18 protein-coding genes are annotated in these 20,895 nt (G+C 68.0%); 8 read left to right on the top strand and 10 right to left on the bottom strand.

The genetic code is table 11. The annotated features are described in order from the left end of the window. Positions 1–56: 56 nt before the first annotated feature. Positions 57–1,922, bottom strand: coding sequence for a DegV family protein (locus tag AB4Y92_RS21925; protein ID WP_441821586.1), 1,866 nt, complete (start codon positions 1,920–1,922; stop codon positions 57–59). 149 nt (positions 1,923–2,071) lie between these two features. Here AB4Y92_RS21925 and AB4Y92_RS21920 point away from each other — a divergent pair, with 149 nt between their 5' ends. Both AB4Y92_RS21920 and AB4Y92_RS21915 read left to right on the top strand, forming a co-directional pair. Beyond that, positions 2,072–2,347 (top strand): hypothetical protein, encoded by a 276-nt coding sequence (locus AB4Y92_RS21920; protein WP_441821585.1) that lies wholly within the window; start codon positions 2,072–2,074, stop codon positions 2,345–2,347. Between the two features lie 59 nt (positions 2,348–2,406). Next, the gene (locus AB4Y92_RS21915) at positions 2,407–3,156 is read left to right on the top strand and encodes a zinc-dependent peptidase (protein ID WP_441821584.1); all 750 of its coding nucleotides are present in this window, start codon (positions 2,407–2,409) and stop codon (positions 3,154–3,156) included. Positions 3,157–3,324: 168 nt separating this feature from the next. On the opposite strand, the gene AB4Y92_RS21910 is transcribed toward AB4Y92_RS21915, so the two are convergent. The 5 genes from AB4Y92_RS21910 to dusA form a co-directional block, all read right to left on the bottom strand. Further along, a complete protein-coding gene (locus tag AB4Y92_RS21910; RefSeq protein ID WP_057944273.1) occupies positions 3,325–4,734 on the bottom strand; it encodes an ATP-binding protein in 1,410 nt (469 codons plus the stop codon). Positions 4,735–4,888: 154 nt separating this feature from the next. Beyond that, positions 4,889–5,572, bottom strand: a complete 684-nt coding sequence (locus AB4Y92_RS21905) for a response regulator transcription factor (protein ID WP_031372686.1) — start codon at positions 5,570–5,572, stop codon at positions 4,889–4,891. Positions 5,573–5,633: 61 nt separating this feature from the next. Beyond that, complete coding sequence (locus AB4Y92_RS21900) at positions 5,634–5,981, bottom strand: hypothetical protein (protein ID WP_057944274.1); 348 nt, start codon at positions 5,979–5,981, stop codon at positions 5,634–5,636. Between the two features lie 175 nt (positions 5,982–6,156). Continuing rightward, a complete protein-coding gene (locus tag AB4Y92_RS21895) occupies positions 6,157–7,092 on the bottom strand; it encodes an arginine deiminase-related protein (RefSeq protein WP_441821583.1) in 936 nt (311 codons plus the stop codon). A gap of 143 nt (positions 7,093–7,235) precedes the next feature. Beyond that, complete coding sequence (dusA, locus tag AB4Y92_RS21890; RefSeq protein WP_441821582.1) at positions 7,236–8,258, bottom strand: tRNA dihydrouridine(20/20a) synthase DusA; 1,023 nt, start codon at positions 8,256–8,258, stop codon at positions 7,236–7,238. Between the two features lie 867 nt (positions 8,259–9,125). Between dusA and AB4Y92_RS21885 the strand changes: the two genes are divergently transcribed. The 3 genes from AB4Y92_RS21885 to AB4Y92_RS21875 all read left to right on the top strand — a co-directional run bounded on the left by AB4Y92_RS21885 (position 9,126) and on the right by AB4Y92_RS21875 (position 11,544). Next, on the top strand, positions 9,126–10,139 hold the full coding sequence (locus AB4Y92_RS21885) for a helix-turn-helix domain-containing protein (protein ID WP_441821581.1): 1,014 nt from the start codon (positions 9,126–9,128) through the stop codon (positions 10,137–10,139). 197 nt (positions 10,140–10,336) lie between these two features. Beyond that, a complete protein-coding gene (locus AB4Y92_RS21880; protein WP_441821580.1) occupies positions 10,337–10,999 on the top strand; it encodes a class I SAM-dependent methyltransferase in 663 nt (220 codons plus the stop codon). Between the two features lie 8 nt (positions 11,000–11,007). After that, on the top strand, positions 11,008–11,544 hold the full coding sequence (locus AB4Y92_RS21875; RefSeq protein WP_441821579.1) for a hypothetical protein: 537 nt from the start codon (positions 11,008–11,010) through the stop codon (positions 11,542–11,544). A gap of 232 nt (positions 11,545–11,776) precedes the next feature. On the opposite strand, the gene AB4Y92_RS21870 is transcribed toward AB4Y92_RS21875, so the two are convergent. Both AB4Y92_RS21870 and AB4Y92_RS21865 read right to left on the bottom strand, forming a co-directional pair. After that, positions 11,777–12,286 carry a hypothetical protein gene (locus tag AB4Y92_RS21870; protein ID WP_441821578.1) on the bottom strand — a complete coding sequence of 170 codons (510 nt, stop codon included), beginning with the start codon at positions 12,284–12,286 and terminating at the stop codon, positions 11,777–11,779. Positions 12,287–12,464: 178 nt separating this feature from the next. After that, complete coding sequence (locus AB4Y92_RS21865) at positions 12,465–14,327, bottom strand: M91 family zinc metallopeptidase (protein ID WP_441821577.1); 1,863 nt, start codon at positions 14,325–14,327, stop codon at positions 12,465–12,467. 337 nt (positions 14,328–14,664) lie between these two features. Between AB4Y92_RS21865 and AB4Y92_RS21860 the strand changes: the two genes are divergently transcribed. The 3 genes from AB4Y92_RS21860 to AB4Y92_RS21850 all read left to right on the top strand — a co-directional run bounded on the left by AB4Y92_RS21860 (position 14,665) and on the right by AB4Y92_RS21850 (position 17,621). Then, positions 14,665–14,805, top strand: a complete 141-nt coding sequence (locus tag AB4Y92_RS21860; RefSeq protein ID WP_441821576.1) for a hypothetical protein — start codon at positions 14,665–14,667, stop codon at positions 14,803–14,805. A gap of 80 nt (positions 14,806–14,885) precedes the next feature. Beyond that, positions 14,886–15,230, top strand: a complete 345-nt coding sequence (locus AB4Y92_RS21855; RefSeq protein WP_441821575.1) for a hydroxylase — start codon at positions 14,886–14,888, stop codon at positions 15,228–15,230. A gap of 405 nt (positions 15,231–15,635) precedes the next feature. Continuing rightward, on the top strand, positions 15,636–17,621 hold the full coding sequence (locus AB4Y92_RS21850) for a DUF7933 domain-containing protein (protein ID WP_441821574.1): 1,986 nt from the start codon (positions 15,636–15,638) through the stop codon (positions 17,619–17,621). A gap of 81 nt (positions 17,622–17,702) precedes the next feature. Here the strand turns inward: AB4Y92_RS21850 and rtcA are convergent, their stop codons facing one another. Continuing rightward, complete coding sequence (gene rtcA / locus AB4Y92_RS21845; RefSeq protein ID WP_441821573.1) at positions 17,703–18,725, bottom strand: RNA 3'-terminal phosphate cyclase; 1,023 nt, start codon at positions 18,723–18,725, stop codon at positions 17,703–17,705. 130 nt (positions 18,726–18,855) lie between these two features. After that, positions 18,856–20,097 (bottom strand): RtcB family protein, encoded by a 1,242-nt coding sequence (locus AB4Y92_RS21840; RefSeq protein ID WP_441821572.1) that lies wholly within the window; start codon positions 20,095–20,097, stop codon positions 18,856–18,858. Between the last annotated feature and the right edge of the window lie 798 nt (positions 20,098–20,895).

Here is a 20,895-nt window from a genome sequence, read left to right as displayed (position 1 = left end):
CGCGCCGGCGGGACCGGGCATTGCGCGCAAAGGTATTGCGCACCGCGATCGCCCGCTTACGCCGCCGAATCCGCCACCGGCTGCAACGACACCAGCAAGGCGCCGCGCCCGGCATGCGCGCCCAACGCCGGCCCGGTCTCGACCACCCAGGCCTGCTCCAGGTCCATCCGCCGGCGCAGCGCTTCGAGCAAGCGCTCGCCGTCCGCGCGCGCATCGCAATGGCCGACGATCGCGCGCCAGCGCAGCCCGCGCGGACTGCGTTTGGCGATGTAGCGCGCGAACGCTTCCGGCGCGCCGGCCTTGGCGAACAGGCCGCCGCTGACGCCGAGGCGGCCGTCGGGCTTGAGCCTGGCGACCGGGGTCAGGCCGGTGAAACGCACCAGCGGCCCGGCCCAGGGCGGAATGCGGCCGCCGCGCACGGCGTGCGAGATGTCGCGCGCCATCGCCCAGGTGGCGGTCAGCGGGCGCAGGCGTTCGAGTTCGGCAAGGATCGCCGCCAGCTCGATCCCGTCCGCCGCCAGCTCGGCCGCGCGCCAGGCCAGCAAGGCCTGCCCGCCGGCGGCGTTGAAGGTGTCGAACACCTGCACCCGCCCGGCACCGTCGGCGCGCGCGGCGGCCTGTTCGCCCGACTGCAAGGTGCCCGAGACCGCGCGCGACAGGCCCACGTACAACACCTGGGCGCGATGGCCCAGCAGGAATTCGAAGACCCGGCGGAAATCGCCGGGCGGCGGCTGGCTGGTGCGCGGCTGCTCGGCCTGCGGACGGGCGGCGCCGGCGGCCATGCGGCGGTAGAACTCGCCGGTGGCCAAGCCGACCTTGTCCAGGTAATCGCGGCCGTCCACCGACACCCGCACTGGCACGGTGTGCAGGCCGTAGCGTTCGGCCAGTTCCTCCGGCAGATCGGCGGCGCTGTCGGTGACCACCGCCACCCGCTGCACCCGCTCCACGCTGCGTTGCTGCGCCAGCATGTCGTCGGCTTTCATGCCTTCGACCGCACCATGGCCGGCGCACACGTCGAACAAGGCCTGCGGCGAGGCGACGTGGCCGTGCACGCGCAGACGCGTGCTGCCGCCGGCCAGCACCAGCGAGTCGGCGCCGATCGCTTCCAGTGCGTCGCGCAAGGCGTCGCGCGACAGCTCGGTGCCGATCAGCAGGCACTCGCTGCACCAGCGCCGGTGCGGGTCCACCGTGTCGTGCTGGATCGGAATCTGCGCATCGCCGGCGCCGTGCGCATGGCCGGCGCAGGCTTCGTTCGCGGCTCCGGCGGCGCCGTGCACGCGCAGTGCGCGCGGCCCGCCATCGACGAATTCGGCGATGCCTTCGAGCAGATCGACGAAGCCCTGCGCGCCGGCATCGACCACGCCGGCCCTCTGCAGCAAGGCCATCTGCTGGGGCGTGCGCGCCAGGGCGATGCGGGCCCGCGCCAGCGCGGCGACAAAGCCCGGACGCGGGTCGCCGTCGGCGCTGGCCCGGGCGGCCTCGTCCAGGGCGTCGGCGAAGGCGTTGATCACACTCAGGATGGTGCCCTCGACCGGGTGCGCGAGCGCGGCCCGGGCATTGCCGGCGCCGTGGCGCACCGACGCGGCCAGGGTGGTCGCGTCCAGTTCCGGCTGGGCGCGCGCGTGCTCGGCGACCCCGTACAGGAACTGCGCCAGGATCGCCCCGGAATTGCCGCGCGCCCCGTCGATGGCGTCGTCGCCGATGCGCCGCAGCAGTTCGCCGATATGCCGGCTGCGCCGGCTCAACGCCCCGTTCAGCAGGCTGCCGAGGGTGTGCGCGAGGTTGTTGCCGGTGTCGCCGTCGGCGACCGGGAAGACGTTGATCCGATTGAGGGTGTCGCGGCCGGCGATGACCCGGCGGGCGCCCGCGATCAGAGCCCGGCGCAGCGCCGGGGCGGTCAGCGGAAGACGGGCGGTCGGCATGGCCGCAGTCTGGCGCAAACCTGAGCAGGCCCTTGCTGCGCCGCAGCACGTCCGGCCCGGCCGAGTCGCCGGATTCGGTATGCAATTCGCGTTATAGTCGGCAATCGCTCACGGCCTGTCGGGCCGCGCCGACCCCCAAGGATTCCGCCATGTTACGGATCTGCATGTGCCTGCTGTTCGCTTTCGCCAGCCTGGCCATTACCGAGGTCAGTGCGCGCGAGGTCAACAAGCTCAGCCCCAACGACGCCTGCTCCGACAGCGCCGCCTCCCGCAAGGACACGGCGGTACGCAGCACCGGCCGCAACACCGCTCCGGCGACGGCGCGCGACACCAAGGCCAAGCCGAGCATGCACAGCGACTCCGACAACACCAATCGCTTGCAGTCGCCGCGCTGGCACAATTTCCTGCCGGGCATGTTCCGCTGATCGACCGGCCTTAAGCAAACCGGCCCGCCCGTCTCCACCAACGCGCTTCGCAGATTCCCTTGTTCGAGTTCCTGCGCCGTCTGCGGCGCCCTCCCGCACCTGTCGACGACACCGTCTGGCGCGACGCCGTCGCCGCCGTGCCGTGGGCGCAAGCGCTGGATGAAACCCGCCGCGAACGCCTGCGCGCGCTGACCGCGCGATTCGTGCACGAGAAGACCATCAGCCCGATCGGCGAACTGGAACTGGGCCCGGCCCAGCGCGCCCAGCTCGCCATGTTGTGCTGCCTGCCGCTGCTGGAATTCGGCGAAGAAGGTTTGCGCGGCTGGTCGCAGTTGATCGTTTATCCCGATGCGTTCCGGGTCAATCGCAGCCACACCGACGCGGCCGGGGTTCTGCACGAATGGCAGGACGAACTGATCGGCGAATCCTGGGACGCCGGGCCGTTGATCCTGTCCTGGGCCGATGTCCAGGCCGACTGCGAAGACCCGCGCGCGGGCTTCTGCGTGGCCGCGCACGAGATGGCGCACAAGCTCGATGTGCTCGATGGCGTGTTGGACGGCACCCCGCCCTTGCCGCGTCCGTGGCAGCGCGAATGGGCGCGGGATTTCCAGCGCGCTTACGACGATTTCATCGAACGGGTGGACGATCGGCGCGAAACGCTGATCGATCCTTACGCCGCCGAAGCGCCGGAAGAATTCTTCGCCGTGGTCACCGAGTACCACTTCAGCGATCCGGCGGCGCTGCGCGAGCAGATGCCGACGATCGCCGGGCATTTGCAGCGCTTTTATGGGCCGTCGCCGTTCGCTTGATCGGCATCGCGCACGCCACAAGGACTTTTGTGGGAGGGCAACTTTTGTGGGAGGGGCTTCAGCCCCGATGCTTTTCGATCAGGCCTGTGGAAAGTTCAAAGCGAACTGAGAGAAAAGCATCGGGGCTGAAGCCCCTCCCACAAAGGCAGCGCCAGCGCGCAGAGGTTCTTACAACCCCGGCGGCAACTTCACTTCGAACCGCGTGCCACCCAGTTCCTGCGACGGCGTGACATCCAAAGTGCCGCGGTAACCGCGCACCAAGTCCTGCACGATCGCCAGACCGATGCCGTGACCCTGCACGCGCTCATCGCCGCGCACGCCGCGCTGCAGGATCGAGGCGACTTTCTCCGGAGCGATGCCCGGGCCGTCGTCGTCCACCGCCAGCAGCAGGCCGGGACGGCGGTTAGCCGCGACTTCGCCGGGCTTCACCGTCAGCAGCACCCGCGAGTTCGCCCACTTGAACGCATTCTCCAGCAGGTTGCCGAGCAGTTCCTGCAGATCGCCCGGCTCGCCGTGGAATTGCACGCCGTCGGCCAGGTCGAATTCGCACAGGATGCCCTTGGGCGCGTAGACCTTCTCCAGGCCGCGCACGATCTCTTCCGCATGCGGCTCGATCGCCACGGGCGCGGCGAACAAGGCGTGACCGCCGGAGGCCGCGCGCGCGAGCTGGTAAGACACCAGATCGTTCATGCGCCGCAGCTGGATATCGACGTCTTCGCGCAGCTCCGGATCGATCGGCACCGGGCCGTTCTGATCGTCCAGGCGCGCGCGCAGCACCGCCAGCGGGGTTTTCAGGCTGTGGGCGAGATCGGCCAGGGTGTTGCGCTGGCGGTCGAGGTTTTCGCGCTCGCTCTCGATGAAAGCGTTGATGCTCTCGGTCAGCGGCTCCAGCTCGCGCGGGTGACGCTCGCTCATGCGCGAGGCCAAGCCGCGCTGCACGCGCTTGAGTTCCTCGATCACGCGCTTCAGCGGACGCAGGCTCCACTGCATGATCAAGGCCTGCAGCAACAGCAGGATCACGCCGGCGCCGCCCAGATAGCGCCACAGCGCCTGGCGGAACACCGCGACCTGATGGCGCAGCGCGCTGGTGTCTTCGAGGATGTAGATCGTGTACTGGAACTCGGACTTGGAATCGCCGTCCACGCTCCAGATCAGGCCGCGGCCGTAGCGGTAAGCCTCGCCGGAACGGCCGCTGATCTCGGTCAGCGGCAGCGGGCCGTCGAAGGTTTCCTGCGTCGGCTTGAGCATGCCGCCGTCGGGCAGCACCGGGCCTTGGGCCGAGACCGAGTCCCAGTGGTCGTTGGGCAGGATCACTTCGGCGTACAAGCCGCTGCCGGGCCGGTCGAAGCGCGGATCGGGCGGGTCGTAGGGCGGGATGATTTCGCCGCCGCGGCCGAAATCGGTGTCGGCGGCGTAGGCCAGCGCGTAACTGGTCAGGCGCTGGCGCAGGTTGTTTTCCGCGGTTTCCAGGAAGGCGCGGTCCAGCGCGACGCCGGCCAGGGCCAGGAACGCGAGCAGGCCGAGGCTGGCGGCCAGCAACTGGCGCGCGCGCAACGACCGGGGCTGTCCCCAGCTCATGGCGTCGGGCGGGCCGTCCGGCCCGCATCGGTGGGAGGCGCGGGCCTCATGGATCGGTGGAACTCCTGGAAAACGCTCGCCGCGGGGGGATGCGGCCTAGTAGATCGCCGCCGCGCGAACGCTGTCAAACCTCATCGGCGGCGACGGCCGAGGCTCAGTCGCCGCTGCGCGGGATGGCGAAACGGTAGCCGCGGCCGCGCACGGTCTCGATCGGCTTGAGCGCGCCGTCCGGGTCGAGCTTCTTGCGCAGACGGCCGATGAAGACTTCCAGCACGTTGGAGTCGCGGTCGAAGTCCTGCTGGTAGATGTGCTCGGTGAGGTCGGCCTTCGAGACCAGCTCGCCGGCGTGCATCATCAGGTACTCCAGCACCTTGTACTCATAGCTGGTCAGATCGACGTTGCCGCCGTTGACGCTGACCGTCTGCGCGGCCAGATCCAGCATCACCGGGCCGCATTCCAGGGTGGGCTTGCTCCAGCCGGCGGCGCGGCGGACCAGCGCGTTGAGGCGGGCGAGCAGTTCTTCGACGTGGAAGGGCTTGACCAGGTAATCGTCGGCGCCCTGCTTGAGGCCTTCGACCTTGTCCTGCCAGCTCGAGCGCGCGGTGAGGATCAGCACCGGGAATTTCTTGCCCTCATCGCGCAGGGCCTTGATCAGTTCCATGCCGGACATCTTCGGCAGGCCCAGATCGATGATACCCAGGTCGAACGGCACCTCGCGGCCCATGTACAGGCCTTCCTCGCCGTCTTGCGCGGCATCGACCGCGAAGCCCTCGCGCTTCAGGCGCGCGGCCAGGGTCTCGCGCAACGGCGCTTCGTCTTCGACCAGCAGAATTCGCATGGGCACTCCCTTGATGATATGCAGCCCGACAGGATCGTTTTGTGGACTGTCGGTGCGAAGGTTAGTCGTTGTCGTTGTCTTCGCGGCGTGTAGGACGGTCGTCGTCGCGGCGTCCCCGCTGCTGCGGGTCGTCCATATAGATCTTGACCCGGCCGGTGGAGTCCACCACCTTGACCCGGTTTACGTCGCGACCGTCGAAAGGGATGCGTTCGGCGCTGAGCACCTGGCCGCCGCCGCTTTCGCGCTCGAACCGGCGGACCGAGTTGGACAGCGAGCTGCGGTCCTCGCGGCGCTCGTGGCCGCGCCAGGGGCGGCCGCCGTCGTCGTGCTGCGCCCAGGCGCCGCCGGCCGCCGCCGCGCAGGCGACAAGCAGCAACAACGACAGGACGCGGGCGGACCGGATGCTCATGACGTTCTAGGATGACCCCAGCGGAACAATAATGTGGCGAAGTTGCAGCGTGCAGGCATTTTCGAAACGTTGCGGTGAATCCGATCTGAACTTTTCCGCCTCATCCCAGCCGCCATTCAGGCCGGCCGGACCCCGGTCACACGTTGCGACCGCGGCCGCCGAGGCGATGGGTCCCTCAAAAGATCTCGCCGACGCAGCAGCGCAGCGAGCCGCCGCCGGCCTCGATGGCGTCGAGCTCGACCGTGGACACCGCGAACCCGGCGCGGGCCAGCGCCGCGCGCGTGGGCTCGCTCAGCGCCCGCCCGGCGGCGGCGCTCATCCACAGGCCATAGGTCGATAAAGCGATCGAATTGGCGACGAAGGCCGCATGTTCGGCCGCCGACAGAACGATGCCGTTGGGCGCGTAGAACCCGGCGATGGCCTCGGCCACGGCCGGATCGGCGAATCCGCCCGGGCATACCAGCGCGGCGCGCCCGGCCAGCACCGCCAGGATCACGTTGGTGTGGTACTCGCCCGGCGCCAGCTCGAACATCAGGGTCGCGCGCAGGCCCAGGGCGCGGTGCATCAGCCGCGCGCCCTGCTCGTCGCAGCGCTCCGACAAGCCGGCGAAGCCCAGGCCGCGGGCACGGTCGATCACCAGCGCGCCGGTGAGTTCGCAGGCATGCGGCTGCGTGGACAGGTCCACTTCCGGGTAGCCCAGCACCTCGCCGAAGAAGGCGCGGATGTCCTCGCGCCCGGCTTCGCGCTCACGCACCGGATGGCGCATGCGCCCGACCACGTAGCGTGGTTGCGCGCCGACGGCGGCGTCGCCGCGGCCGGTGGCGAAGACGTTGTTCGGGAACAGCGCGTCCGGGGTGTCCGGGTCGCCGGCGAAACAGATCGTCGGCAGCGACAGCGACAAGGCGCGGTGCAGATCGCGGTGCTGGGCGCTGGCGCGACCGGGGTCGAAGGCGGCGGCCTGGGCCATGTAGCGGTTGTCGCCGGCCGACTGCTCGGCGCGGGCGAAGCCGTCGGGCGCGACCAGGAACGCCGCGCGCGCGGTGGCGGGGCCGAAATCCGAGGTCAGCGTGCGGGCATGGTCGAAGAAGCTGGGCAGGTCGCGGGTGATCATCGGCTTCGGCTCATGCGCAGGGGCGACAGGCGCCGCCGCGGCGGCCCTGGCGATCGCGGTGGGACGGCGGGGTTGCGGCAACAGTAGTGAAACAACGATCGCAATGCGGGCTCGCGCCCGCCGCCAAGCCTGCGGGCGCGGCCTCAGGCCGCATCGCGCGCGGCGAAGGATTCGGTCACCGCCAGCGCCTGCTCGATCAGCGCCCAGTCCGCGCCGGGCTTGTGCGCGCCTTCGCTGAGCACCTGCCGGAAGGCGCGGCCGCCGCGCTCGCCGTGAAACAGGCCGAGCATGTGCCGGGTCATGTGCTTGAGGAACACGCCGCGTTCGAGCTGGCTTTCCACGTAGGGCCGCAGCGAACGCAGTAGCTCGGCGCGACTGCGCAACTCGCCGCCGAACCAGGCGGTATCGAGCCGGTGCAGCACGTAGGGCTCGTGATACGCGGCGCGGCCCAGCATCGCGCCGTCGGCGTGATCCAGGTGCGAGGCGGCCTCTTCCGGCGTGGCGATGCCGCCGTTGACGATCACTTGCAAATGCGGACGTTCGCGCTTGAGCCGGTAGGCCCAGTCGTAGCGCAGCGGCGGCACTTCGCGGTTTTCCTTCGGCGACAGGCCCTTGAGCCAGGCGTTGCGGGCGTGCACGACGAACATGCCGCAGCCGGCCGCGGCGACCTCGTCGATGAAGGCGAGGAAGCCTTCGAAGCGATGATCGTCGTCCACGCCGAGCCGGCACTTCACCGTCACCGGCACGTCGCAGGCCGCGACCATCGCCGCGACCGACGCGGCCACCAGCGCCGGTTCGCGCATCAGGCAGGCGCCGAAGCGTCCGGCCTGGACCCGGTCGGAGGGGCAGCCGCAATTGAGGTTGATCTCATCGAAACCGCGCTCGGCGCCGATCCGCGCCGCCTGCGCCAGCAACGCCGGCTCGCTGCCGCCGAGCTGCAGCGCCACCGGATGCTCGACCGGGTCCATTGCCAGCAAGCGCGCGCGATCGCCGTGGATGACCGCGTTGGCGTGGACCATTTCGGTATACAGCCGCGCATGCGGGGCCAGGACGCGGTGGAAGACGCGGCAGTGGGAATCGGTCCAGTCCATCATGGGGGCCACCGACAGGCGCTCGAACACGGCCTGACGCGGCGGCTGGGAGATAGATGGATCGGGAGCGGTCATGGAGGCGGGAGTGACGCGTGGAGGCTAATTCTCGCCGATAACGGGCTAAGGCGCCTGCTCGAAAGTGAATCGGCCCCGTTTCTGATCGTGGTCGGTGCCGGCACGGACGGCCGACATGCGCCGGTGATCGCCCGGGCCGATCTGGTGGGTTTTACGCAAGCTGTTCCGACAAACCCCGCTCGCCGGCCGGCCATGAAACGCCCGCCTCCGCCGTACGTGAGCTGCGCACCTGCCGGGTCGTCGGCAAGTCCAAGGAGCGTCAGCGACGCGTCTGTGGCAATGAAGAGCAGGCATGGCTCCAGCACTTTGCAGTCCGCGACATCCGCGCCGAGATCCCCATGGCGGACATCATCCGCTTCGCTCTCCTGACCGCACGGCGCCAGGAAGAGATCACCGGTATTAAGTGAGCGGATCTGGACCGCGACAAGGACATCGCCTGGCTCAACGACGTGAAGCATCCCCGCAAGAAGATCGGCAACCGCCGCGCGTTCCGCCTGCTATCCGAAGTTTGGCAAATTATGGCCGGAGACAACCAATAACTACCTCCGTCCCCAGTTCCCTGCGGCGGGCGCGCAGCGGCCTGTTTCCCGGTGCTCCTGCCGAGCTCTTCGGCAGCACCGACAACGGCGCGAACTGGACGCAGTTGCCTGGCGAATTCGACGGCGCCGAGCGGCTCTCGCAGATGCCCGATGGTCGCCTGTTCGCGACCTGCCCCTTCGAATTCAGGCCTCCAGTGATCAGGGCGCGAGTTGGAAGATCCTGCATTCCAGCCGCCAGTAGACCCTGGAACCACCCCACCCCACCGACGACCCGCCGCCACCTTCCGGTTACAGTCCTCGCCTTGACCACCCAGGCGACACCCAGGTAATGGAGATCTTCAGCCTCGCCATCGCTGGCTTCTCGATCGTCATCGCGGCGGTGCTTTGGCTGACCTACGTGGCGTTCCTCGAGATCCCCGGCAAGTCGGCCCACTCGATCCTGTCGTGCACCGTCCTGCTGGGCGCGCTGGTCGCACTGCAACTGGGACACCTGCTCTATTTCACCGGCGGGCCGGCGCCGCTGGCCACCGTCGCGTACCGGACCGCGCTGTTCGTGGCGCCGACGTCCTTCTTTTTCTTCGGGCGCTGGGCGCTTCTGCCGGACGAGCCGTTCCGGCCGGCGATGTTGCTGCACCTGTTGCCGATCGCACTGCTGCTGATCCCGCGGCTGGACGTGTCGCTGCCGATGCTCTTCGCGGTCGGCGCGGGCTACGCGCTGTGGCTGGGCCGCCTGGTCTACGGTCTGCGCGCCCGGCGCAAGCAGTTCCGCTTCGAGTTCTTCTGGTTCGGCGTCATGTCCGCCTTCGGCGTCGGGGTGCTGGTGCTCGGCTTCGCCATCCCCTACATCGACCAGGCTTGGTTCTATCACTTCTACTGCAACGCTATCGGCGCGGCGTTCGCGATCATGGTTGTCGCGCTGATCGCCAACCCGGACCTTATCGCCGACCTCAGCGAAGCGGCGCGGCTGCGCTACGGCAAGTCGACGCTGCGGGACGTGGACGTCGACGGCCTGCTCGCCCGGCTGGCCGGGCAGATGGCCGATCCGAAGGTCTACCGGAATGAGGCTCTTACGCTGAGCACGCTGGCCGCGGATCTCGGCGTCTCCGGCCACCAGTTGTCCGAGCTGGTGAACACGCGGCTGGGCATGAGTTTCCCGCGCTACATGCGCGAGCACCGGGTGGCGGCGGCCAAGTTGATGCTCGTGGCAGAGCCAACCGCGTCGATCCTCGCGATCGGCATGGACACCGGCTTCAAGTCGTCGTCGACGTTCTATGCCGCCTTCAAGGAAGTGACCGGGCAGTCCCCCGGCGACTACCGCAAGGCGAACGCAAAGGACTCCTGACGATGCCGTACTCCCTCCCTCCGGCAGGAGAGGGCCGGGGAGAGGACTCCGGGCTCCTGGATGATCTTCCAGGAACCCGGCAAGTCGTTGACGGCAAAGGAGCATTGGAACGTTCTGCTCCGGACTGATCAGCCCGGAAGCCAGCCCACGCGCGGGCCCGCCAGCCTTGCTCCATCGTCCCGCCGATGGAGCTTCCCATGTCTCTCCCCGCCCGTTACGCCGCCCGCGACGGCATCAAGGCCTACACCCGGCTGGGCTTGCGCCTGTATGACCCGCTGATAGTCGGCCTGTTGGCCCGCCATGTCTGGCAGTGCCCGGCCGAGGCCTTCATCGCCAATTACCGCACGCACCTGCGGGCCAACCACGCCGACATCGGCGTCGGCACCGGCTACTGCCTGGACCGGTGCGGATTCGACGGGCCGGCCCCCCGCCTGGCGCTGATCGACCTGCAGCCCAACTGCCTGGCGTTCACCGCCCGGCGGCTGTCCCGTTACCGTCCCGAGACCTACCTGCGCGATGCACGCCAGCCTCTCGTCGGCATCCCCGCGTTCGATTCGGTGGCCCTCGGTGGCCTCCTGCATTGCCTGCCCGGCGACATGCACGAGAAAGCTGCGGTGTTTGATGCCCTGCGGCCGATCTGCAACCCCGGCGCGACGATCTTCGGCTTCACGCTGGTCAACGACGCCATCGCCGCCACGCCACGCCGCCGGCTCGCCTGGCGCGCCTTGAACGACCTGCGCGTCGTTAATTGCCGCGACGACACGGCCGATGGCCTGGGCCACGAACTCGCCGCGCGCTTCCGCGACTGCACCGTCGAGATGACCGGCTGCTTCGCTTTCTTCAGCGCCCGCACCCACTGACCGCCCACTTGCTCCAGGAGACCGCCCCAATGAAGGTATCGCACGGCACTGCCGAAACCACCCGACGGATCGCCTGCCGCGCCGAAGACGCGTGGAACACGGTGTGCTTCTACGAACACATCCGCCGCAAACCCTCGTTGTTCCTGCGCAGCGTGCTGCCGGTGCCGATGCGCACGACCGGCTGCCACGGCAATGTCGGCGACACGTCGCGCTGCCTCTACAGCGACGGCGGCTACCTCGCCAAGCAGATCACCGGCGTGATCCCGGGAGAGCGCATCGAATTCGACGTTATCGAACACAGCATCCGCTACTGCCGCAGCATCGCCCTCAAGGGCGGCAGCATCAGCGTCATCGCCTGCAACGACGGCGCTTGCTCGGTGCACATGCTCACCCGCTACGAACTGCAGTCGCGCTGGCTCCGGCCGCTGCGCCCCTTCATCGAATTCACGATCTCGGCGATGCACCGGATCGTGATGCGGGACATGCAGGAGCGGCTCGAGGCGCGGGCCGCGAACTGGCTCTACGCGAGCGGACCGTCGGCCTAAACCACGAATAATTCTCGCCGATAACGGGCGAAGGCGCCTGCTCGAAAGTGGACCGGTCTCGTTTCTGGTCGTGGTCGGTGCCGACAGAGACTGCCAATATGCGGCGATGGTCACCGGGGCCGATCGTGCAGATTCGGTGGGTCTTTCGACCTTTTGGAAGCTGTTACGACCAAGCCCACTCGCCGGCCGGACATGAAACGCTCGCTTCAGCCGTACGCCGGAATCCCTCCGGTCAGCGCCGCCCTTCGATCGCTATCGGCGCGGTGCACACCACGCGCTGCAGCTTGACCAGGGCCGGATCGTGATACGTCGCCACGCCGCCATCGGCTTGTCGCGTGCTGTGCGGAAACCGTGCGTCGGCATCGATTACGCCGATGCATACGCGCACGGTCGCCGGCGTGGCGATATCGGCCGCGGACCGATACGGTTCGAAGCTGCGCAACGGCAAGGCGACGTGCGCCTTGCCTTGCAGGCGTTGACCGGGGGCGAGCGGTTTGGCGCCGATCCTGTCCTGCGCCGCGACCGCGCCGTCGGCGGCGAACGCGCGCAGCGCGAACACGACCGCGCCGTCTTCGCCACGGCTCACGTAGATGGTCTGTTTTCCGGCGGACTCGTCGTGTTTGAGCGGTTCGACCAGCGCCAGCAACGGCCGTTGCCCGCGATTGAGCAGCGACCATTCGATGTCCAGCCGGGTATTGGCGTCGCGTACCGTGGCGCTGATTTCGACTGCGTCCTCGCTCATCGCTTTCCCCGCGCTGCAGGCGCTCGCCGCGAATATCTGCGCCACCGCCAATAACGCCATCGCCCAACCTCGCGCGCCTCGCCCGACGGCGCGCGCGCGGCGCGGCGTCGGGCCATCGGCGTTACCGCAACCGGTATCGATACCGGTGCATGTCGTCATCGCGATCGGCGCATGCTCATCAGCGATAGTCATTGCGCGGACCATAGCCCATTTCCTCACGGATCGCATTTTCCGTCAGGGCGGCGGGCGTGTCCGGCGCGGGCACGGCGGCGGTCTTGGGATCGTTGTCGTGATCCACGGGCAGACCGACGGCCTGACGCTCGGCGTTCTCGATGCCGTCGTCGGACTGATTCGGATCGGCGTTGTCGTGATACTGGCCATTCACCCAGTTATCGCTCATCGACGCGCGCGCGTGAGCCAGCTCGTGATACAGCACGGTGATCGGCGGCACCCGGCCGTCGTCGTCGTCGAGATGGAAGGCCGGGTTGATCTCGGCGAAACCGTCGCCGCCGGACCGGCCGCCGCCCTTGCCGTTTTCGATGTCCAATTCACGAATGGTGAGCTTGTTGTCGTCGTCGAACCACAGGAACCCGCCGTCGTTGCCTTGCTTGTCCAGATCCTTGAGCATCTGCTGTCCGGTCGGCGAGGCGGCCAGGGTTTCCAGATCCGCGCGCATGCGCGCCTGGAATTCCGGCGAGCCTTCGATCTGGATCGTGTCGGGCACGCCGATGATTTCCACGGTCACGGTCTTGGCGTTGTTGCGCGTGGCGTCGTTGACCGAGAGATTGTCCTCGCCCTGGTAATAGACCGCGTTGGTTCCATCGAAGTCGCCGACGAAATCGCGGCCGGCGCCGGTGTAGATCACATCGTTGCCCTTGTCGCCGAACAGGGTGTCCTCGCCCTGTCCGCCGGAGAGCACGTCCTTGCCGTCGCCGCCGGAGATGCTGTCGTTGCCGAGATAGCCGTCGAGGTAATCGTCGCCTTCGCCGCCATCGACGTTGTCGTCGCCCTCGCCGCCGTAAATGGTGTCGGCGCCCGCGCCGCCCTTGAGCTGATCGTGGCCGGTGAAGCCGTCGAGGTAATCGTCGCCCTCGCCGCCGTCGATCTGATCGTGGCCCGCGCCGCCTTGAATGCGATCGTCGCCAGCGCCGCCTGCGACCACGTCCTGGCCGTCGCCGGCATCGATCTTGTCGTCGTCGGCGCCGCCGTCGATCGTGTCGTCGCCGCTGCCGGCCTTGATGGTGTCGATGCCGTCGCCGCCTTCGATCACATCGTTGCCGCCGCCGCTGCGCGGCACGATGCCGCGGGACAACAGGCTGATATCCAGCAGGCTGGAGGAATCGCCGAGATTATCGCTGCCGCTGCCGCCGATGATGCGATCGCTGCCGAGACCGCCGATGATGCGGTCGTCGCCGGCGCCGCCGTCGAGCGTGTCCGCGCCCGCGCCGCCGGCGATGATGTCGTTGCCGTCGCCGCCTTCGACGCTGAAGTTAACCTGCATGTCCGGCGCCACGCCGATCACGTCGTTGCCGCCGTGAGTGCGAATGGTGATGTGCTCGGCCTGCGCAGCGCTGTAGCGATGTTCCTGACCGTTGACGTTGACCGTGACATCGCCGGTCTGCGCATCGCGGCTGACGCGCACGTTGTCGTCGTTGTCGCTGGTTTCAACCGTGACCTGATTGCCCTTCTGGGTGACGCTGCCGCCGGGGCTCTGCCGTGCGTAGTCCTCGCGCACGGTCGCGCTGGCGTGCGACTCCACCGCCTGCTTGACCGAGTCCTTGCCGAACACCGGTTCCAGCTTGGTCAGTTGCGGCGCTTCGAGTTTTTCGGCCAGGCCGTTGATGAGATGTTCGCGCTCGGCGACCGGGAGTTTGTCGACTTCGGTCTTGAGCGCCTTCTGGCCGTCGGGCGTGAGCGCGTCGATCTGCTGGCGCGCCTGTTCGGGCGTGGCGGTTTCCAGTTGCTTGACGGTCGGCGGCGCCGGTTCGCGCGTTACCGGCGGCGAGGGGGGCGACGGCGGCGGAAGATCGGGGATGGCCATGCCTGCGTCCTTGGGTCATGAGGGGGATGCGCCTGTAATACGCGCGCCGTCGGGGCCGCACAATCTCGGGACGACCCTACGTAAAGCGATGCTTTGCCCTCGGTCTGCGAGACAGAAGCTGTCGGATCGCGTTTTGTTTCATGACCGCATGTGTCGAGGCCGCAGCAATGTACCGAGGCCGTCTGAAATCGGCATAAAACGCTGATTAAAAACGATAAAAGTGGAACGCCGCCCAATTCATGAATTCAGCCAGCGCCGGCGTGGTTGGCGCGCGCGAACGGCAGCCATCGACGCGAGAAACCGTGCCCGCGGACCAGGGCGTCAAGGCCGATCCGTCGTGTTCGATCAACGCGGAACCTTGCGCGAAATCGGGCATATGCTGCTGGAAGGCATGGATCTGGATGAGTTCGCGCGGCAGCGGCCGGCCGTTGAAATTGCGCCCGAATTCTTCCATGGTCGCGGCCGGACACTCCTGTAAACGTCCGCGGACTATGCCGTTCGAGTGCGCGGATCATCGCCGCGACCGATACCGTCACCGACCACCGGAGAGCCATCGCCATGCAGATCCACTATCTCGAAATCGTGACCAAGCACGTCGATGCCGTATGCGCGGCCTACGCGGCGGCGAACGCGGTGCAGTTCGGCGAGCCCGATGCCGGTCTCGGCAATGCGCGGACCGCGATCATGGCCGGCGGCGGACTGGTGGGCGTGCGCGCGCCCCTGCGCACGACCGAGGAGCCGGTGGTCCGGCCGTATTGGCTGGTGAAGGACATCGAAGCCGCGGTCGCGGCAGTGGTGCAGGCCGGCGGCACGGTCGCGGTCGAGCCCACGCCGATACCCGGCCACGGAACCTTCGCGATTTATCTTCAGGGTGGCAACGATCACGGCTTGTGGCAGCTCTAGCCGGTTGCGCGCCTGCATGGGCGCTGGCCGCTCTTGCCCGCCGCTGCGGTGGCGGGCTGAACCTTCTTCCAAGCCGGGCCGGTCGCGGGGCCGTCGTCAATTCAGAAAACCTGGAGCGCTGAGTCCCGGCACCTCGCGGCACACCGCCTCTGACGCGACTACCCGCCGTCTTTCACCCGCCCGGACGATCCGATTTGCGACCCAGCCCCCGGATCGGGATTTATCCGCACACTTAAATCACTCTCTTTACCCAAATTTCATCCCCTTAGGCCGATGTTGATGCCGTGCCGGAGCGCGTCCATTGGGGGACGCCGGCGTCCGTTGGGGATCGACATGTTGATATCGCATCGTGGCCTTCGTGCCGGCTTTCCGGCACTTACGATTCTGGCCGCGGCGGCGTTGTGCATGTCCAGCGCCCAGGCCCAGTTCAAGGTCACCTCGCCGTTCCGCAACAACACCGAGACCGGCTGGACCATCACCGGCACCAACAACGCCGGCACCAACGACAGCGGCATCCTCACCGGCGGCTATGGCGCCATCCCCAACAACGTCAACGACGCCAACGGCAGCGGCTGGCTGCGGCTGAGCACCAACAACAACAACCAGCAAGGCTTGGCCCTGTACACCGGCGGCTCGTTCCCGTCCTCGCAGGGCGTGATCGTCGAGTTCGACTACGTCAACTGGGGCGGCAACGGCGCCGACGGCACCACCTTCTTCCTCTACGACGCCACCGGCACCATGGCCGGCGCCCAGCCCGGCGGCAGCCTGGGTTATTGCGGCGGCAACGGCGGTTACCTGGGCATCGGCCTGGACGAATTCGGCAACTTCTCCGGCTCGCTGCCCGGCGTGGTCGGCGGCTGTCCGGCCAACAGCAGCAGCCCCGGCAGTCAGGCCGACCGGGTGGTGTTGCGCGGCCCGCTCAGCGACAACAACCGCTGGCTCTCCAGCGGCGCGGTCACCGGCGGCATCGACACGCCCACCGTGACGACCCGCCCGACCGGCGACCGCCTGCGCGTGGCGCTGCTGCCGAACACGCCGTCGCCGGGCTACACCGTGACCGTCTCGCTCGGCCTGGACGGCACCACGCCGACGGTGCTGCTCAACAACGTCAACTTCCCATACACCGCGCCGGCCAACCTGCGCATGGGCTACGCCGGCTCGACCGGCGGCCTCAACAACATCCACGAAGTGCGCAACTTCATCGCCTCGGTGCCGGCCAACGTCGGCATCACCAAGACCGTCTCGGCGCCGCGCGTGCGCCGCGGCCAGCCGGTGACCTACACCGTCGTGGTCAGCAATCTCGACATCAACCCGGTCGTCGCCGGCAATCAGGCGCCGACTATTCCCGGCACCGACGCGCCGGACATCGCCGACGCCCTGCCCGCGCAAGTCACCGGCGCGACCTGGACCTGCGCCGCCAGCGCCGGCTCGACCTGCCCCGCGGCCACCGGCACCGGCAACCTCAGCTTCACCGGCGGCTATTCGCTCGCGCCCGGCGGCACGCTGACCTTCACCGTCACCGGCAACGTCGCCAACAACGCGGTGTGCAACGCCACCGTGCCCAATACCGCCACCGTCGATTTCTCCGCGACCGACCGCTTCGGCGACATCGATCCGACCAACAACACCGCCAGCGTCAATTTCGCGGTGGACTGCATCAACCTGGCGATCGACAAGACCACGCCACAGACCCAGTTCACCGCCGGCAGCACCGGCACCTACAACATCGCGGTCAGCAACAGCGGCACCATCGCCACGATCGGCCAGCTCACCGTCACCGACACCTTGCCGGCCGGCCTCACCGTTCCCGACGGCACGGTCGCCCTGAGCGGCGCCAACGCCGCCAACTGGGCCTGCACCGCGGCTTCCAACACGCTGACGTGCATCAGCAACACCGCGATCGCGGCGGCGGCCAGCTCCACCTTCGGCTTCACCGTCAACGTCGATTTCGCCGCCTCCGGCAACATGGTCAACACCGCGCGCGTGGGCGGCGGCGGCGACGCCAACTGCCCGATCGCCACGCCGTGCCCCGACCCGACACCGCCGAGCACGCCGGTGGTGCGCCCCGCGGTGAGCCTGCGCATCAGCAAGGCCGACGTACCCACCACGTATACGCCCGGCGGCAGCACGACGTATGTCATCACCGCCTGCAACCAGACCGGACCGGACGCGGCCAACGGCGCCACCATCACCGACCCCCTGCCGCCCGGCGTGACCCTGAGCGGCCCATGGAGCTGCGCCGGCAGCGGCCCCACGCTCGGCACCTGCCCGGCCAGCGGCGGCGCGGCCGGCGGCAACGCAGTGTCGGTCACGGGCGTGGTCCTGCCGGTGGGCGGCTGCGTGAGCGTCAGTGTGCCGGTGACTTTCAGTTCGAATCCGGCGGATTATTGATCGGCTTCGGCCGCAACACGGCGATTCGCGCGCGCGCCGAACCGCCCGGAAGATCGCCGCGATCTTCTGGGCGGATGGCCTTCAAGAGCTGACCTTCACCCGCCAGCAACGCTTCTCGACCTGCACCCAATCGATCTCCACCGGCAGGAACTTCTCGATCAGCCGCGCATTGCTGGACAAGTGATCGCTGATGAAGGCGGTGGTGAACTCGCCGCCGCCGGCCAGCGCCATCGGCAACAGCAACTGGTCCGACAGGTGCTCGCCGACCGCGGCGCTGGAGGCCAGATAGTTCTCGACCTTCTTGACCACGCCGATGGCGACCTGTTCGGCGCTGATCCCGCGTTCGCCGAGCGCGTCGAACAACTCGGTGTGCTGCCCATCGCCGCTCACGCGCAGCATCAGTACGTTGCCGGGGCTTTGCGCATCGGCGGCGCGGCGCAGGTGCAGGGCGTCCTCGCCCAGGCTCAGGCGCTCGCCGATCAGCTGCAGTTCGCGATAGCCGATCTGGTCGTGCAAGGCCGACAACAACGCCGTCGCCTCCAGGCGCGGCGCCGGGTCGCGCTGATCGAACGCGCACTGGCCCAGCTGGGCGCCGCCCGACACACGCAGTTGCACGCTGCCACCGCCGGCGGGGAAGAAACCGTGGCGCTGCAACGCGAACGTGGTGTCCACGCCCATGCGGCGCAGCGCCGGCAGATAGGCCTGCGCGATGAAGTCCGCGCTCGGCGCGAGCGGATTATGGGTGCCGCCTTCCACGATCAGCTCCGAAGCTTGCGCGCAAGACCACAGCGCCGGCAGCACGGTCTGCAGCACCAGCGTCGCCGAACCGGCGGTGCCGATCGAGAAACGATAGCGCCCGGCTTGCACCTGGCCGGGGACGAAGCGCAGCGTGGTCGCGCCCAGTTGCGCGCCATCGACGTGGGCGCGGCCGATCTGCGCCGCCGCGCCGACCGCGGTCAGATGCTGGCGCATCAGGCCCGGGCGCGAACGCTTGGCGCGGATGTGCTGCATCTCGAACGCGGTGCCGGTGCACAGGCTCAGGCTCAATGCGGTGCGCAGCAGCTGTCCGCCGCCTTCCTGCCCGCTGATTTCGATCAATTCCATCTTGCGATCCATGACAGTGAGCGGCCTTGCGGCCGCCCGTACTCCTTTCCTGTGCGAACGGTCCGTGCCGTTACCTGATTTCGATTGCCGCGCAGTGCGTTGCGAAAAGCGATCGCCGAGGCGCCGCCGCTCAACCCTTCACGCACACCACCTGACGCAGGGTATGCACGATCTCGACCAGGTCGCTCTGCGCGGCCATAACCGCGTCGATCGACTTGTACGCGGCCGGCGACTCGTCCACGACGTCGGCGTCCTTGCGGCATTCCACGTGCGCGGTCGCCTTGGCATGGTCGTCCAGGCTGATGCGCTTCTTCGCCTCGGTGCGGCTCATCACGCGGCCGGCGCCGTGGCTGCAGCTATGGAAGCTGTCCGCATTGCCCAGGCCGCGGACGATGAAGCTCTTCGCGCCCATGCTGCCCGGAATGATGCCCAGCTCGCCCTTGCGCGCGCTCACCGCGCCCTTGCGCGTCACCAATACGTCCTTGCCGAAATGATGCTCGCGGTTGACGTAGTTGTGATGGCAGTTGACCGCCTCGGCCTGGGCCTGGAACGGCTTGGCGATCACCGTGCGCACCGCTTCGACCACGTGCTGCATCATGATCTGGCGATTATTGCGGGCGAATTGCTGCGCCCACTCGACCGCGAACACGTAGTCGTCGTAGTGCTCGCTGCCTTCGGGCAGATACGCCAGGTCCTGGTCCGGCAGATTGATCATCCAGCGGCGCATGTCCTGCTTGGCCAGCTCGATGAAGTGGCTGCCGATCGCGTTGCCGACGCCGCGCGAACCGGAGTGCAGCATGAACCACACGCGGTTCTCCTCGTCCAGGCAGACCTCGACGAAGTGATTGCCGGTGCCGAGCGTACCCAGATGGCTCAAGTGGTTGCTGCGCTCCAGCTTCGGATGCTTGGCGATGATGCGGTCGAACCCCTCGTGCAGCCCGGCCCAACGCTGCAACGAGGCCTCGGGCGGATTCGCCCAGGCGCCCTTGTCGCGCTGCCCGCGGCCGACGGTGCGGCCATGCGGCACGGCCTTCTCGATCGCCGCGCGCACTGCGCCGAGCTGGTCCGGCAGATCCTCGGCCATCAGCGTGGTGCGCACCGCGATCATGCCGCAGCCGATGTCCACGCCGACCGCCGCCGGCACGATCGCGCCCACCGTCGGCACCACCGAACCCACGGTCGCGCCCTTGCCCAGGTGCACGTCGGGCATCACCGCGACCCAGCGGTGGATGAAGGGCAGCTTGGCGATGTTCTGCAGCTGACGGCGCGCCTCGTCTTCCAGCGGCACGCCGCGGGTCCAGTGCTTGATCGGCACCGCGCCCGGCTCGTTGATGACGTCGTAATGGACTTCGGCGTTGCTATTGGCGTTCATGGTCTTACTCTCTGTGTTGCGGGCCTTGCGGCCCTGCCTCCCGCCGGCGCTCGCGGCCGGCGGGAAAGTGAAGGATGCAGCGTTGCGGTGCGCGCGGCCAGCGCTGTTCAGCGCACGGGGCGTTGCGACCGCTCGCGGCGGTAAAGGGCGTGGCACGATGCGACCAGTAAAAGCGGAACGTGGGACGTTGGAGGTTGTAGTTCCGCCCGCATTCGCGTCGTGACGCGCTTGAAACAAAAACCGATGCATCGCGACCAGGGTGATGCGGAACATTCTGTGCTCTACCGACTGAGCTACCGTCTCGCAACGGGCGGGATTCGAACCCACGACACCAGGATTAAATGTAGTTCCACAAGCATTCGCGATACAGCGGCGAAACGATGAGCGCACGGCTCGAACAACATGAAACCGGCGCGCTGCGACAAGTCTTTCCGCGAAACGACTTACCTACCGTTCTACCCGGCTGAACTACCGCCTCGCGGCGGGCGGGATTCGAACCCGCGCCTGTAAGTCCCGATGTAGTTTCGCAAGCATTCGCAGTACGACGGCCGGGCCGATCCAGTCCGACCCGAACCCACTCGCAAACCCGATGTCCTTGCATTGCGACAAAAGGCGACGAAACGTTTTCCCGCTCTATCCGACTGAGCTACCGACCTTGCGGGCGGGCGGGACTCGAACCCGCGACCTGGCACGTGATAGGCGTAGTTTCGCCAAGCATTCGCAATACAACGACAAACTCAAATCCTTCGAAGCCGGCCGGCGGACCCCATTGTCCGCCGGCCGCATCCTGTGCCGCCT

Origin of the sequence: Lysobacter sp. TAB13, from assembly GCF_052113885.1 — a bacterium.
Lineage (GTDB): Bacteria > Pseudomonadota > Gammaproteobacteria > Xanthomonadales > Xanthomonadaceae > Lysobacter > Lysobacter gummosus.
This window is presented reverse-complemented; position numbering and strand designations above follow the sequence as displayed.

Coding starts and splice junctions, on each gene's coding strand:
- AB4Y92_RS21925 (WP_441821586.1), bottom strand. CDS start 1,922: ATGCCGACCGCCCGTCTTCCGCTGACCGCCCCGGCGCTGCGCCGGGCT.
- AB4Y92_RS21920 (WP_441821585.1), top strand. CDS start 2,072: ATGTTACGGATCTGCATGTGCCTGCTGTTCGCTTTCGCCAGCCTGGCC.
- AB4Y92_RS21910 (WP_057944273.1), bottom strand. CDS start 4,734: ATGAGCTGGGGACAGCCCCGGTCGTTGCGCGCGCGCCAGTTGCTGGCC.
- AB4Y92_RS21905 (WP_031372686.1), bottom strand. CDS start 5,572: ATGCGAATTCTGCTGGTCGAAGACGAAGCGCCGTTGCGCGAGACCCTG.
- AB4Y92_RS21900 (WP_057944274.1), bottom strand. CDS start 5,981: ATGAGCATCCGGTCCGCCCGCGTCCTGTCGTTGTTGCTGCTTGTCGCC.
- AB4Y92_RS21895 (WP_441821583.1), bottom strand. CDS start 7,092: ATGATCACCCGCGACCTGCCCAGCTTCTTCGACCATGCCCGCACGCTG.
- dusA (WP_441821582.1), bottom strand. CDS start 8,258: ATGACCGCTCCCGATCCATCTATCTCCCAGCCGCCGCGTCAGGCCGTG.
- AB4Y92_RS21885 (WP_441821581.1), top strand. CDS start 9,126: ATGGAGATCTTCAGCCTCGCCATCGCTGGCTTCTCGATCGTCATCGCG.
- AB4Y92_RS21880 (WP_441821580.1), top strand. CDS start 10,337: ATGTCTCTCCCCGCCCGTTACGCCGCCCGCGACGGCATCAAGGCCTAC.
- AB4Y92_RS21870 (WP_441821578.1), bottom strand. CDS start 12,286: ATGAGCGAGGACGCAGTCGAAATCAGCGCCACGGTACGCGACGCCAAT.
- AB4Y92_RS21865 (WP_441821577.1), bottom strand. CDS start 14,327: ATGGCCATCCCCGATCTTCCGCCGCCGTCGCCCCCCTCGCCGCCGGTA.
- AB4Y92_RS21855 (WP_441821575.1), top strand. CDS start 14,886: ATGCAGATCCACTATCTCGAAATCGTGACCAAGCACGTCGATGCCGTA.
- AB4Y92_RS21850 (WP_441821574.1), top strand. CDS start 15,636: ATGTCCAGCGCCCAGGCCCAGTTCAAGGTCACCTCGCCGTTCCGCAAC.
- rtcA (WP_441821573.1), bottom strand. CDS start 18,725: ATGGAATTGATCGAAATCAGCGGGCAGGAAGGCGGCGGACAGCTGCTG.
- AB4Y92_RS21840 (WP_441821572.1), bottom strand. CDS start 20,097: ATGAACGCCAATAGCAACGCCGAAGTCCATTACGACGTCATCAACGAG.